Here is a 13573-nt window from a genome sequence, read left to right on the forward strand (position 1 = left end):
ATTCAGGAGGCGAGGACCTCGTCGAGCATGACCTCGGCCCTGTCCTCGTTGACCTGCTCGGCGAGCGCGAGCTCGGCGATCAGGATGGAGCGGGCTTTCGCCAGCATCCGCTTCTCGCCGGCGGAGAGACCCTTGTCGCGGTCCCGGCGCCACAGGTCACGGACAACCTCGGAGACCTTGATCACGTTGCCGGAGTGCAGCTTCTCCATGTTGGCCTTGAATCGGCGGGACCAGTTGGACGGCTCCTCGGTGTGCTCGGCGCGAAGGACCGCGAACACCTTCTCCAAACCATCAGCGTCGACCACGTCCCGCACACCAACCAGATCCAGGTTGCACGCCGGCACACTGATCACCAGGTCGTTTTGTCCGATGACGCGGAGGACCAGGTACAACCTGTCCTCGCCTTTGATGGTCTTGTTCTCGATGTCTTCAATGACAGCAGTCCCATGATTTGGGTAGACCACCGTTTCACCGATCGAAAAAGTCATTCAATGACCCCTTTCCCAGAACTCAATTCTAGCAGGGCCGCCGCCACCCACCCAGACGGCGATTCTTACCCCACCCCGGGGCCCGGCGCTGGATGCTTCGTGGTACACGCAGCCCGGATCCGGTTAGGATGTGCCTAGCCACGCCCCACAGCCGGAGGACACATGAGCAAGACCCTGCGCCGCACCGCGGCCCTCGTCGCCACCGTCGCGCTCGCCGTCTCGGTGAGCGGGTGCACCGCGGGCCAGTGGGAGTACGCCGCACCGCCGGCGGCCGGGGTCCAGGTGGATGAGGGCGGGCTCAAGTTGCGCAACTTCATGGTGGTCACCGACGGCGACGGCACGGGAATGATCCTGGGCGGGATCGCTTCGCGCGACGAGGCAGCCAGCGTCGCCGGCCTCGGATACGCCGCCGAGCTGGAGGATGGCTCGTTCGGTGAGCTCAACGCCGTGCCTTTCACGGCGGACATCCCCAAGGGCAAGACCATCATCCTCGACGGCGCGGACACCACGTTCAACACCTCCGAGCTGCTGGTGGGGCGCCTCGCACGGGTCGCGGTGCAGTTCGACGGAGGGCAGAGCGTCACCCTGAGCGTCCCCGTCGTGTCCGCGGAGCACCCGGACTTCGTCGAGGCGTGGGAGCAGGCCGGCGCCTGAGCGTCAGCCGTCGTACTTGTAGCCGAGGCCCCTCACCGTCACCAACCGCTCGGGGTTGGACGGATCGCGTTCGATCTTTGAGCGCAACCGTTTGATATGCACGTCGAGGGTCTTGGTGTCGCCCACGTAGTCGCTGCCCCAGATGCGGTCGATCAGCTGGCCCCGGGTCATCACCCGGCCGGCGTTGCGCAGCAGAAGCTCCAGCAGCTCGAACTCGCGCAGCGCGAAGCGGACGTCCACGCCGTCGACGTTGACCTGGTGACGCTCCACGTCGATCCGCACGCCGCTGACCTCCACCACCTCGGGGAGCAACACCTGGTCCTGGCCCCTCCGCAGCACTGCCCGGATCCGGGCGACGAGCTCGCGGTGGCTGAACGGCTTGGTGACATAGTCGTCGGCGCCGAGCTCAAGGCCCACCACCTTGTCCACCTCTGAATCGCGGGCGGTGACCATGACGATGGCGACGTTGCCCCTGGCGCGCAGCTGGCGGCACACCTCCACACCGGGGATGCCAGGCATCATCAGGTCCAGCAGCACCAGATCGGCACCGTTCCTGTCGTACTCCGCCAGCCCTTCGGCGCCGTCGGCCGCCGTGATCACGTCGTAGCCCTCCTTGCGGAGCATGAAGCTGGTGGCGTCGCGGTAGGAATCCTCGTCCTCGATGATCAGGATGCGGGTCATCTAGGCCTCCTCGTCGGTGTCGTGATCTGTGTCGGCGGGATCTGGCCCCAGGTAGGCGGGTAGCCGCAGCGTGAACGTGGAGCCCTGCCCGGGCCTGGACCACACCCTCACGGTGCCGCCGTGGGCGTTGGCGATGTGGCGCACGATGGACAGGCCGAGGCCCGTGCCGCCGCTCTGCCGCGACCGGCCGTAGTCAACCCGGTAGAAGCGCTCGAAGACGCGTTCCTGCTCCTCGGGCCTGATGCCGATGCCGTTGTCCGAGACCTTGATCTCCACGAACTGGTCCCCGTCTGCGGTGACGGGCAGGATGCTGAGCGTGACGCGGGCCTTCTCGTCGGAGTAGTTGATGGCGTTCTGCACGAGGTTGGTGACGGCATCGGCGAGCTGCCACCTGTCTCCCATCACCTTCGCGTGCGTGGTGCGGGCCAGGATGAGGGAGACGTCCCGCTGCGTGGCGCGCTCCTGCGAGCGGGCGATCGCCTCACCCACCACCTCGGCCACGTCCACCACCTCCCGGCTGAGCAGGGGGTCCGTGGACTGCAGCCTGGACAGATCGATGATCTGATTGACCAGCTCGGCGAGCCGGGCCGTCTCCAGCTGCATCCGGTGTACGAAGCGCTGGACCGCCTCGGGGTCGTCCTTGGCCGCCTCGACGGCCTCCGCCAGCACCGAGATGGCGCCGATGGGGGTCTTCAATTCGTGGGAGATGTTGGCGACGAAGTCGCGCCGCACCGCCTCCACCCGCTTCTGGGCTGACTCGTCCTCCGCGATGACGAGCACGTTCTCGTCCACCATGGGGGCGATCCGGGTGGCGAGCTCCAGCCTCTCGGAGCCGGGGTGGAGCTCCCGGACCACCGGCCCGCGGTAGGGCGCCTGGGACGAGCGCACCTCCCGGACGCGCTCGAGCAGCTCGGGGAAGCCGACCCTGCTGCCCCGGGCGAGGTTGAGCGCCACGCCGGGCTCGTTGACCATGAGGATCTCGTCGTGAGGGCCAACGAGGACGGCGCCGGAGGCGATGGTGTCCAGCACGTCGTGCAGTTCCCGTGACGCCTTGTCCGCCATGCGTTGGGCCTCCAGCTGGCGCCAGCTCTGCTTGCCCTGGACGAGCAGGTACGCGAACAGGACACCGAGCAGGGCTACCCCCGCCCCGATGAGTCCGGCGAGGGCTGGGTGCATGCCGCCATCATATGGCTCGACCGCCAGGGGCCCGGGCCCGAAAGCCCTCTGAGCAGCGACGGCGGCGCCGAGTCTTCACCGTCCGTTCACCCGCGATTCACCCAGAGGAAATGCCCCGCTACCCGGGGTGCCTATCGTTCGGGATGGCCCTCCCCCGGCTAGACTGGCCGTTGGCTTTGACACACAAGGAGCACTGCACATGCGCACCAGCTACCACGAGGAGCTCGATTCGATCCTCGACAGCCTCGTCAACATGGCCGGACTCGTCGAAGTGGCGATCCGCGAAGGCTCCGAGTCGCTGCTGACGGCAGACCTGACCAAGGCCGAGTCCGTCATCAGCAACGACGTGCAGCTGGACAAGATGCACGAGGAGATGGAGTACAAGTGCCTCTCCCTGCTGGCGCTGCAGGCCCCCGTCGCCGGCGAGCTCCGCACCATCGTCTCGGCCATCCGCGTCGTGTTCGAGCTCGCCCGCATGGGCGACCTCGCCGCCCACGTGGCCAAGATCGCGCGCCTGCGCTACCCGGTCAGCGCCGTCCCGGAGCAGTTCGATGCGAGCTTCCGCGAGATGGCTGACATCGCCATCGAGATCGTCACCCTCGCCAGGCAGTCGCTGCAGGATCGCGACGCCAAGGGCGCCCACCGTCTGGTGGAGATCGACGAGCGGATGGACGTCCTGCGCCGCGAACAGTTCTCGATGATGCTGGCCGAAGGGACGGACATCTCCATCGAGGGCGCCGTCGACGTCGCGCTGCTGGGCCGCTACTACGAGCGCTTCGCTGACCACGCTGTCGCGGTGGGCCGGCGAGTGATCTACATCATCACCGGTGATGTGCCCGAGGGCGAGGACTGGCCCAACGCCTGACGGCGGCGGTCCCGCCTGTAGTGTTGCGCGCATGACCGCGAAGTTGATTTTGCTCCGCCACGGCGAGAGCGAGTGGAACGCCAAGAACCTGTTCACCGGCTGGGTGGACGTGGACATCAACGAGAAGGGCATCGGGGAGGCCAAGGCCGCCGCCGGACTGCTCCAGGCCGAGGATCTCCTCCCCGACATCCTGCACACCTCGCTGCTGCGCCGCGCCATCCACACCGCCTACCTGGCGCTGGACGGCTGCGACCGTCACTGGATCCCCGTCAAGCGCAGTTGGCGCCTCAACGAGCGCCACTACGGTGCGCTGCAGGGGAAGAACAAGGCCCAGACGCTGGAGCAGTACGGCGAGGAGCAGTTCATGCTGTGGCGCCGCAGCTACGACACGCCGCCGCCGCTCATCGACGTCGACGACGAGTTCTCGCAGCACCACGATCCCCGGTACGCGGACATCCCCGAGGCGGACCGCCCGCGCACCGAGTGCCTCAAGGACGTCGTGGCGCGCATGCTGCCGTACTGGGAGGCGCACATTGTGCCGGACCTGGCCGAGGGCAAGACTGTGCTGGTGACTGCTCACGGCAACTCCCTGCGTGCGTTGGTCAAGCACCTGGACGGCATCTCGGACGAGGACATCGCCGGACTGAACATCCCCACCGGCATCCCGCTGTACTACGAGCTGGACGAGGACTACAAGCCGGTCACGCCGGGGGGTCGCTACCTGGACCCCGAGGCGGCCGCCGCCTCCATCGAGGCAGTGAAGAACCAAGGAAAGAAGTAGACCCGGCATCGCGCCTGGCGTAGGTGCAGGACTTGTGAGGCGATGACCGGGCGGCCCGTTGCGGTTGGCCTTGGTGCCTCTCCCAAGTTCGGAGATGCCCGGGTGGCTTGAGGGCCGCCCGGGCATCTCTTCACAACTCCTGCACTGGTCTCACCGTGGCGTGGTCGGGTCCGGGCGATGGCCGACGGGGCGGCCCTGGTGCGGCCCTGCTGAGGCGGGACGCCAGTCATGTGATCGTCGGGTTGGGCATCACTGCGCCGAGCCGCCCAGTCACCCAGCACCCTCATGCGCCTCCACAAGCCAGGTTGAGTAAGGGCGAGCCGCCAGACGAGCACTCCTGGAAACCATCCCTGATGGATCAGGCGCGGTGTGTGCCGGGGCCGCCGAACCGCTCCCTGAGGAGGGCCGCCCGCGAAGCGGCGTGGCCCGTCTCGAAGGGTCGTGACTATCACCTTCACGCGGATCTCATCGTCGTCCTAGAGTGGCCCCCATGAAGACAGCTGTGGTGACAGGGGCAAGTTCTGGGATCGGGGCAGCGACTGCGCGCCTCCTGGCGCGGGAGGGGTTTCGCGTGATCTGCGCGGCCCGCCGGTCAGACCGGATCGAGGCGCTGGCCGCCGAGATCGGCGGGGTCGCCGTCGAGTGCGACATCACCAGTGACGACGACGTGGCCCGCCTCGCCGAGGCGGCGGGCGGAGCCCTCGATGTGCTGGTCAACAACGCCGGCGGCGCGCTCGGGCTGGAGCCGGTGAGCGACGCGGACCTGGACGCGTGGACGGCCATGCTGCAGACCAACCTGATCGGCACCACCCGCGTCACCAAGGCGCTGCTCCCCGCGCTGATCGCGGCCCAGGGTGTGATCGTGTTCGTGACCTCCACTGCCGCCGATTCCGGCTACGAGGGCGGCGCGGGCTATTGCGCAGCGAAGGCCGGGGAGCGCGCCGTCGTCGAATCCATGCGCCTTGAGCTCTTCGACGTCCCGGTCCGCATCACCGAGATCTGCCCCGGCATGGTGCGCACGGAGGGATTCTCCGTCACCCGCTTCGGGGGCGACGAGGACCGCGCCGCGGCCGTGTATCGGGGTGTCGCGGAGCCGCTCAGCGCCGAGGACGTGGCGGACGCGATCACCTGGATGGCCACCCGCCCGTCGCATGTGAACATCGACAGGCTGACCATCCGCCCGCGGGCGCAGGCCGCCCAGCACAAGGTGTACCGCGAAGGTCAGTGACTGCGGCGACGCATCCGATCGAGCCAGGACCGGTGGCTCTCATCACCGTGCTCATCCTCCGCTAGGACGCCTTCATCGGCTACCTCGACCTCCGGGCGCCTCGTGCGGCGCAGCCGCACCAAGGCGCTGAAGAACTGGGCGGAGCGCTCGGACTCGCTCGCCACCACCCGACCGTCGGCTGTGGCCCACTGGACGTCGGCTGCTGACCGCTCCCCAGTCCTGATGTCGATCAGGTCCCCGAGGTAGCGCAGGACGACGGCGATGGCGGCGGCCACCGGAACGGCCAGGAAGGCGCCGATGATGCCGAACCAGACGCTCCCGAGCACCACAGCGAGCAGCACGACCACTGGGTGAAGCTGCATCACCTTGGACTGCAACAAGGGCTGCAGAATGTTGCCCTCCAGTTGCTGCACCAGAAGAATCAGGCCCAACACCAGCGCGGCGGTGGTGAACCCGTTGGAGACGAGCGCCACCAGGACCGCGAACGTGCCGGCGGTCACCGCTCCCACCATGGGGATGAAGCCGGCGATGAAGGTGATCACGGCCAGCGGGAACGCCAGGGGGACACCGAGCAGTGCCAGGCCGAGTCCGATGAAAAGAGCGTCGACGAAGCTGACGATGGCCTGCGTGCGGATGTAGCCGGAGACGGTGCCCCAGAGCCTGGTCAGGAGCTCAGTGGCATGGAATCCTGCGCGCCGCCCCACCACCCTTCGGGTCCAGCCCAGGAAGTTGGCGCCGTCCTTGAGGAAGAAGAAGGTCAGCACCATCATCAAGAGGAGGGTGATGACGACGTTGCCGACGCTGCCGCCGATGCTGAGCGCCTGAGAGAAGATCTCACCGGCCCGCGACTGCAGGTAGTCCAGCCCCTGCGTGATCCAGGTGTCAAGCTGCTCGTCCCGCAGGTTGAGCGGCGGCCCCGCCGCCCACTCCTGGAGACGCCGGACGCCCTGCACCGCCTGTGAGGACAGCTCAGGCCACTGCTTGGCCACGCTCGGCGCGATGCTGGCGATCAGCCCGGCGATGATCCCCACGCCTCCGAGCAGCGAGATCGCTGCCCCGAGGGCATAGGGCACCCCGACGCGCTTGAGCGCCGCCGTGGCCGGCCACAGTACCGAGGTGAGCAGGAGAGCGAGCACCAACGGGAGCACACCGTCCCAGAACTGGCCGAAGACCCAGCCGATAGCGGCCAGCGCCAGCGCGATGAGGAGGAACCGGCCCGCCCACAGGGCGAGCCAGCGTCCACCCTGGCCGATCACGTCAGCGCGGTCCACGGGCTCGGCCGGATCCGGGGTCAGGATCGCGTCACTCGGGTGCCCAGGCCGCGGGTCCGGGACGGAAGCGGCCGTCAGGTCCGGGTGCGGCGCGTCGCGTCCCTCCTGGTCCGCTGAGCTGTCCTGGGGCGCGGAGGCCCCACCTTCGCTCTGATCCTCGTGGTGGGTCACCCATCCTCCTTGCGTTCGCGGGCCGGGGTGTGACCGGCACCGGTCTGCCGCTCAGCGTACCGGGCGCCTGGGAGGCGGCGGATCAGGCGGCGTCGCGCAGGATCTGCGCCAACTCGTCGCGGGTCAGGGCGATCGGATTGCCCTTCATGGAGCTGCCCTTCATGGCCGCCTCGACCACGGCGTCGTGATCCCCCTCGGCGAGGCCGAGCTCGGCCAGCCCCGGGAGGCGCAATTGCTCCACCAAAGCCCCTAGCCAGGCGTCGAGCCGCTCCCCCACGAGGGCTGCGGGCGCTCCGTCGAACCGCTCACCGGTGATCGCTTCGGCTGCGACGGCGTACTTCGCCAACGCCGGGTTGTCCGGCTCGCGCTCCGCCATGGCGCGGATGTTCATGCGGGTGGTGACCCGGAGGAGGGCCGCACAGATGGCGCCGTGGGGTGCGCCTGTGGTGCCGCCCAGCGGACCGGCGAAGCCGTGGACGGCGCCGAGCTTCGCGTTGGCCAGCGAGAGGCCGCCCATGAGGGAGCAGAAGGCCATGTCCGTGCGCGCCTCCAGGTCCTCACCCTCGGCGACGGCGCGGGCCAGACCACGCGCAGCGGCCCGCAGACCCGCCGTCGCCAGGGCGTCGACCATCGGGTTGGCGAATCGGGACGTGAGCGGCTCCAAGCATTGGGTCAGGGCGTCCATGCCGGACTGCGCCGTCACCAGCGGGGGGCAGGTGAGAGTGAGGGCCGGGTCGACGATGGCCACCGTCGCCAGCATCGACGGCCCCCGCAGCGACACCTTCACCCGGTGCTCGACGGAGGTGAGGACGGCGTTCGCCGTCACCTCGGAGCCGGTGCCGGACGTGGTGGGCAGCGCGATGAACGGTGGGGATTCGTGCGGGAGCGGCTGGCCGCCGCCGATCACCTCGGCGTGGTCCATCGGGTCGGTGTCGCCGGCCGCCAGGGCCGCGACGGCCTTCGCCAGATCCAGCACCGCACCCCCGCCGATGCCGATGATGTGGTCCGCTTGGGCGTCGCGTGCGGCAGCGACGGCGGCGCGGGCGTCGTCGAAGCTGGGCTCACCGGTGAGCGCGAAGGAGCCGACGTCGGAGATGTCGCGGAGGACCTCGGCGTGGCGGTGGGTGTTGCGGCCGGTGACGACGAAGGGTCGCTCGCCGAGCCGTCGGCTGTGCTGAGGGAGTTCAGCCGCCACCCCCGCCCCGAACCGGATCGACGTGGCGGTGGCGAAGGTGAACTCGGTCATGCCTCCAGCGTGCCAGACCGACGGCAGACGAAGGCCCCGTCCCCCGGAAGAAGTCCGGAGCGACGGGGCCTCAATATCAACTCAGCTGTCGAAGCCGGCGGCCATGATGGCGGCCGCGTAGGCAGCCTGACCGGCAGCCGTGGGGTGCAGGCTCGCCGGGCTAAAGCCGGTGGGGAAAGAGAGGTCAGGCATCGGAGGATTCAGGAGCGTTGACAGTGGGTTGCACAGACCCTGTCCAGCGAAGTCGTCCTCGACGTCGACGAATACGCCTCCATTGGACAGAGCGACCACCTGGATCAGCTCGTTGAGCGCCCGGGTGGCCTGATCGACTTGGCCAGCGGAGAGCCACAGAGTGGAATCGAGGGTCGCACAGCCACTCATCGCGCTGACCTCAAAGAGGACTGGGTAGCCGGTGACGTAGATCGTCGCCTTCGGGGCCCGTTCACTCAGGGCCATCATTAGCAACGCGAGGCTCCCTCCGACTTGATCGGGCGTGGGCCTAGGCACAGCCAGCGCTGCGGCGCACGACTCTGGGCCGTCGGCGCAGGCCAACGAAATCTCGCCAAAGCCGACGTCGTTGCCACCGACGGTCAGGGTGATCCGTCTCGTCGTCGCCGGGACATGTTCAGCCTGATCAATCACGTCGGCGATCTTGGCACCGGACTCCGCGAGGAAGTTGACCTTGTATGCCTTGCCGACTAGCTGCACAGGGTATGCCTGCGAGAAACGGCCCGAAGCAGCGTCGATGAGGTCACCCGCACCGAGACCGGCCGCGTAGGAGTCGCCGAGCGCGGTGTAGCGCAGGGTCAACGGGTGTGGGTCCGGCACCGCCGCTGCGGGGGTGATGGTGGTGGCGGCGAGGAGGAGCCCCGCCGCGAGGGCCAACCCCTTGGTGAGAAGTCGATGCTGCATGTCTCGTGCCATTCTAGCGACGACCCTGGAGACGGAGCGCCGAAGGCCGATCTGAGGGGCCACACACGTCGTCGTGCAGGCCGCCCTTGATCCCCCGCGACGCATCTCCGTGATGCGAACCCTACGCCTGAATGCGACGCCCCGTGACCGTGGGTGTGCACGACTCGCCGTCGGACTCGCACCCCGTCGTCGGGGGTGCACACGCACCCACATTCAGACGGCGTGTCGTGCACCTGAGGGGCGCGCCAGGAGACGGCAACGGGCCCCGGAGTGCTTGCGCACCCGGGGCCCGTCGTCGTGTAGAAGCGGTTGTCAGAGCTCGATGAGCGCCTGACCACCCTGGACCGCGTCGCCGGGGGCGACGAGGATGGCAGAGACGACGCCCGCTGCGGGGGCGGTGATCTCCGTCTCCATCTTCATGGCCTCGAGGAGCAGCAGGACCTGCCCGGCCTCGATCTCCTCGCCGACGGTGACCAGCACCCGCGCGACCGACCCGGCCAGCGGCGCCACGACGGCGTTGGAGCTGACGGCGGACACGGAGGCCTTCGTCGGAATGGGGTTGGCACCGGCGTTGACGCCGATGATGACCGGCCCCATCCCCTGGCGCTCCTCTTCCTCGACCTCGACATCGATCTCGTATTCCGTCTCGTTGACGGTGACCTTGAGTTTCATTGGTTCTCCTGTGGCTGTGTCAGCGGACGTGGGGGACGGACCGGTCGTGGACGCGGGCCCGGCTGGCCGCGGCCCACCTGGTCTGCGACCCGTAACGGATGGCGCGCACCTTGGCCTTGTGGCCGAAGTACGCGGCCACCGCGGCGCCGATGGCGATGATGTCCGCCTCGGGGATTTGGCGGCAGTCCTCGAGGGACTCAACCCGTGCCTCGAGTACGGCAACCTTGTCCGTGAGAGCCGCGACAGCGTCGCGCAACTCCTGCAGTGTGGTGTCTTCCATCGCTATCCCCGATCAGGCCGGGCCGAGGCCGTGCTTCTTGGCGGGGCGCACTTCGCGCTTACCGACGAGCAGCTCGAGGGCCATGGCGATCTCGCGACGGGTGTCTGCCGGATCGATGATGTCGTCCACCAGGCCACGGCTCGCCGCCATGTAGGGGGTGGAGAACGTCTCGCGGTACTCCTCGACCAGTTCGGCGCGACGCGCCTCCTTGTCCTCGGCCGCGTCGATCTCGCGACGGAACACGACGTTGGCCGCGCCGGCAGCGCCCATCACGGCGATCTCCGCCGTCGGCCATGCGAACACCTTGTCCGCGCCGAGGTCCTTCGAACACATCGCCAGGTATGCGCCGCCGTAGGCCTTGCGCATCACGACGGTGATCTTCGGGACGGTGGCCGCGGAGTAGGCGTAGAGCATCTTCGCGCCGTGGCGGATGATGCCGTTGTGCTCCTGGGCGACGCCGGGCAGGAAGCCGGGGACGTCGACGAGGTTCACCACGGGGATGTTGAACGCGTTGCAGAAGCGGACGAACTTGCTGGCCTTGTCCGAGGAGTCGATGTCCAGCACGCCGGACATGACGCTCGGCTGGTTCGCGATGATGCCGATGGTGCGGCCCACGATCCGGCCGAAGCCCACCACGATGTTCTTCGCCCAGCCGGCCTGAACCTCGAGGAAGTCCGCGTGGTCCACGATCTCGGCGATGACCTCGCGCACGTCGTAGCCCTTGTTGGACTGCACGGGCAGGATGTTCCGGAGCTTCTCGTTGGGCTCCACCACGTCGTCGGGATCGACGATGGGGGCATCCTCGGTGTTGTTCTGCGGGAGGAAGCTGAGCAGCTTCTTGGCGATCAGGATGGCCTGCTCGTCGTCGTCGGCCACGAAGTGCACCACGCCGGAGCGTGCCATGTGCGCATCCGCGCCGCCGAGTTCGTCCTGCGAGACGTCCTCACCGGTGACCTGCTTGATCACGCCGGGGCCCGTGATGAACATGTGGGCCTTGCGCGTCTGGATGATGAAGTCCGTCAACGCGGGCGAGTAGGCCGCGCCACCGGCGCACGGGCCGGCGATGATCGAAATCTGGGGCACCGCGCCTGAGAGCAGGACGTTGGCGTAGAACACCTTGCCGTAGCCGGAGAGCGAGTCGATGCCCTCCTGGACGCGGGCGCCGCCCGAGTCGTTGATGAAGATGAACGGCGTTCCGGTGGTCAGCGACGCCTTCAGGGTCTCAGTGACCTTGATGGAGTGCGCCTCGCCGGCGGAGCCGCCCATGACGGTGAAGTCCTGGCTGGCCAGGTGGACCGGGCGCCCCAGCACGTAGCCGGCGCCGGTGACCACTCCGTCGGCCGGCATGTCCGCCTTGTCCATCCCGAAGGTGGTGGTGCGGTTGCGGCGGAAGGCGCCGGTCTCCTGGAAGGAGCCGTCGTCGACGAGGGAGGCGATGCGCTCGCGCGCCGTCATCTTCCCCTTGTCGCGGTGCTTCTGCAGCTTGTCCTCGCCGCCACCGGCGTGGACGTGGGCGCGCTTCTCGGTGAGCTGATCGAGGCGCTCAGCCATGGTGTATTCCTTGGGCATCTGCTTGCTCCTCAGACTGGCTCGACGGCGACGTGGTGCTCGCGGCCGGCGAGCGTCACCTTGTACTTGATGGGACCGGTGATGCCCTGGTGGCTCGCAGCGGCTACCTTCTCGGTGTTGAGCTGCTCCGGCGTCTTCGCCACGCTCTTGGGGCCTTCAGCGCGGGTCTTGAAGAACGCCGGCGCAACGCCCGGGAACATGGCGTTGGTGAGCACGTCCTCCTCGGAGCCTTCGAAGCCCTCGAGCGCCTCGGCCTGCGTGTGGAGGCTGTCCCATTCGGGCTTGAGGTAATCAGCGGGTCGGCCGGTGATGATGTCCTTCTTGGTCTGCTTCTGGGCCAGCTCGATGACCTCGGGGTTGCGGTCGCCGAGGCACTCGCCGTAGTAGCCGAGCATGAGGTCCGCGAACTCGCCCGTCATCACCTTGTAGCGGCCCATGAGGACGTTGAACACAGCCTGGCTGCCCACGATCTGCGACGACGGGGTGACCAGCGGCGGGTGGCCGGCGTCTGCCTTGACCCTGGGGACCTCTTCCATGACCTCGCGGATGCGGTCTCCCGCGCCCTGGGCCCGCAGCTGGGACTCCATGTTGGAGAGCATGCCGCCGGGAATCTGGGACAGGAAGATGTCGGTGTCCACCAGGGTGGCGGACTCGAATTCCTTGTACTTGGGGCGCACGCCCGCGAAGTGGTCGCGGATCTTGAGGAGGCGCTCCATGTCCAGGTCCGTGGTGTATTCGGTGCCCTCGAGCATCGCTACGAGCGACTCGGTGGGGTTGTGGCCGGGGCCGAGCGACATCGACGAGATGGCCGCGTCCACGACGTCCGCGCCGGCCTCGATGGCCTTCATCAGCGACACGAGGGTGACGCCGGTGGTGGCGTGGCAGTGCACGTTGATCTGCACGTCGCCGTAGGTTTCCTTGATGCCGCGGATGATGTCGTAGGCGGGCTGCGGCTGCAGCAGGGCGGCCATGTCCTTCAGCGCGATGGACTCGGCGCCCATGTCCAGCAGCTGGCCGGCGAGCTTGATGTAGCCCTCGACGGTGTGGACCGGGGAGATGGTGTAGCAGATGGTGCCCTGGGCGTGCTTGCCCACCTTCTTCACCGCGGCCATGGCGTGGGCCATGTTGCGGGGGTCGTTGAGGGCGTCGAAGACCCGGAAGACGTCCATGCCGTTCTCGGCGGACTTCTCCACGAACTTCTCGACGACCATGTCCTCGTAGTGGCGGTAACCGAGGAGGTTCTGGCCGCGCAGCAGCATCTGCAGCCGGGAGTTGGGCATCAACTCGCGGAACGTGCGCAGGCGCTTCCAGGGGTCCTCGTTCAGGAATCGGATGCACGCGTCGAACGTCGCGCCACCCCAGCATTCGACTGACCAGTAACCAGCCTGGTCGATGTCTTCGCAGGCGCCGACCATGTCCTCCATGGCCATGCGGGTCGCCATCAAACTCTGATGCGCGTCTCGGAGTACAAGCTCCGTCACGCCGATCTTTCGGGCTGTCATGGAGTAATCCAATCATGGCCGTCGGTCGCCCGGGACGGCACCCCCGAGATAGTCGGTCCGACCAACCCCTGTACGCT

The 13573-nt window shown here is 68.0% G+C and carries 14 protein-coding genes; 4 read left to right on the plus strand and 10 right to left on the minus strand.

The annotated features are described in order from the left end of the window. Nucleotides 1-2 precede the first annotated feature (2 nt). Complete coding sequence (locus ACX1D1_RS14150) at nt 3-488, minus strand: CarD family transcriptional regulator (RefSeq protein ID WP_459054986.1); 486 nt, start codon at nt 486-488, stop codon at nt 3-5. Between the two features lie 162 nt (nt 489-650). On the opposite strand from ACX1D1_RS14150, the gene ACX1D1_RS14155 reads away from it, so the two are divergent. After that, nucleotides 651-1142, plus strand: coding sequence for a hypothetical protein (locus ACX1D1_RS14155; RefSeq protein ID WP_182781699.1), 492 nt, complete (start codon nt 651-653; stop codon nt 1140-1142). A 3-nt stretch (nt 1143-1145) separates the two neighbouring features. Here the strand turns inward: ACX1D1_RS14155 and ACX1D1_RS14160 are convergent, their stop codons facing one another. Then, complete coding sequence (locus ACX1D1_RS14160) at nt 1146-1823, minus strand: response regulator (RefSeq protein WP_459054988.1); 678 nt, start codon at nt 1821-1823, stop codon at nt 1146-1148. Next, nucleotides 1824-2999, minus strand: a complete 1176-nt coding sequence (locus ACX1D1_RS14165; protein WP_182798654.1) for a sensor histidine kinase — start codon at nt 2997-2999, stop codon at nt 1824-1826. Between the two features lie 199 nt (nt 3000-3198). Here ACX1D1_RS14165 and phoU point away from each other — a divergent pair, with 199 nt between their 5' ends. The 3 genes from phoU (at nt 3199) to ACX1D1_RS14180 (ending at nt 5873) form a co-directional block, all read left to right on the plus strand. Next, nucleotides 3199-3864 (plus strand): phosphate signaling complex protein PhoU, encoded by a 666-nt coding sequence (gene phoU / locus ACX1D1_RS14170; RefSeq protein WP_182781696.1) that lies wholly within the window; start codon nt 3199-3201, stop codon nt 3862-3864. A 31-nt stretch (nt 3865-3895) separates the two neighbouring features. Further along, a complete protein-coding gene (locus ACX1D1_RS14175; RefSeq protein WP_182781695.1) occupies nt 3896-4645 on the plus strand; it encodes a phosphoglyceromutase in 750 nt (249 codons plus the stop codon). A gap of 490 nt (nt 4646-5135) precedes the next feature. Beyond that, complete coding sequence (locus ACX1D1_RS14180; protein WP_182781694.1) at nt 5136-5873, plus strand: SDR family oxidoreductase; 738 nt, start codon at nt 5136-5138, stop codon at nt 5871-5873. Here ACX1D1_RS14180 and ACX1D1_RS14185 read toward each other — a convergent pair. The 7 genes from ACX1D1_RS14185 to ACX1D1_RS14215 form a co-directional block, all read right to left on the minus strand. After that, the gene (locus ACX1D1_RS14185; RefSeq protein WP_459054990.1) at nt 5867-7315 is read right to left on the minus strand and encodes an AI-2E family transporter; all 1449 of its coding nucleotides are present in this window, start codon (nt 7313-7315) and stop codon (nt 5867-5869) included. The genes ACX1D1_RS14180 and ACX1D1_RS14185 overlap by 7 nt on opposite strands. Before the next feature lie 82 nt (nt 7316-7397). Further along, nucleotides 7398-8561, minus strand: coding sequence for an iron-containing alcohol dehydrogenase (locus ACX1D1_RS14190; protein WP_459054991.1), 1164 nt, complete (start codon nt 8559-8561; stop codon nt 7398-7400). An 81-nt stretch (nt 8562-8642) separates the two neighbouring features. Beyond that, nucleotides 8643-9473 carry an SGNH/GDSL hydrolase family protein gene (locus ACX1D1_RS14195; protein WP_459054993.1) on the minus strand — a complete coding sequence of 277 codons (831 nt, stop codon included), beginning with the start codon at nt 9471-9473 and terminating at the stop codon, nt 8643-8645. A 312-nt stretch (nt 9474-9785) separates the two neighbouring features. Then, a complete protein-coding gene (locus ACX1D1_RS14200) occupies nt 9786-10145 on the minus strand; it encodes a biotin/lipoyl-containing protein (protein ID WP_182781690.1) in 360 nt (119 codons plus the stop codon). Nucleotides 10146-10164: 19 nt separating this feature from the next. Beyond that, nucleotides 10165-10425 (minus strand): hypothetical protein, encoded by a 261-nt coding sequence (locus ACX1D1_RS14205; protein ID WP_182798658.1) that lies wholly within the window; start codon nt 10423-10425, stop codon nt 10165-10167. Nucleotides 10426-10437: 12 nt separating this feature from the next. Beyond that, on the minus strand, nt 10438-11994 hold the full coding sequence (locus tag ACX1D1_RS14210) for an acyl-CoA carboxylase subunit beta (protein ID WP_182781688.1): 1557 nt from the start codon (nt 11992-11994) through the stop codon (nt 10438-10440). A gap of 11 nt (nt 11995-12005) precedes the next feature. Continuing rightward, on the minus strand, nt 12006-13496 hold the full coding sequence (locus tag ACX1D1_RS14215) for a methylmalonyl-CoA carboxytransferase subunit 5S (RefSeq protein ID WP_459054996.1): 1491 nt from the start codon (nt 13494-13496) through the stop codon (nt 12006-12008). Nucleotides 13497-13573: the final 77 nt, after the last annotated feature.

This window comes from Tessaracoccus luoxuelianae, assembly GCF_054483915.1.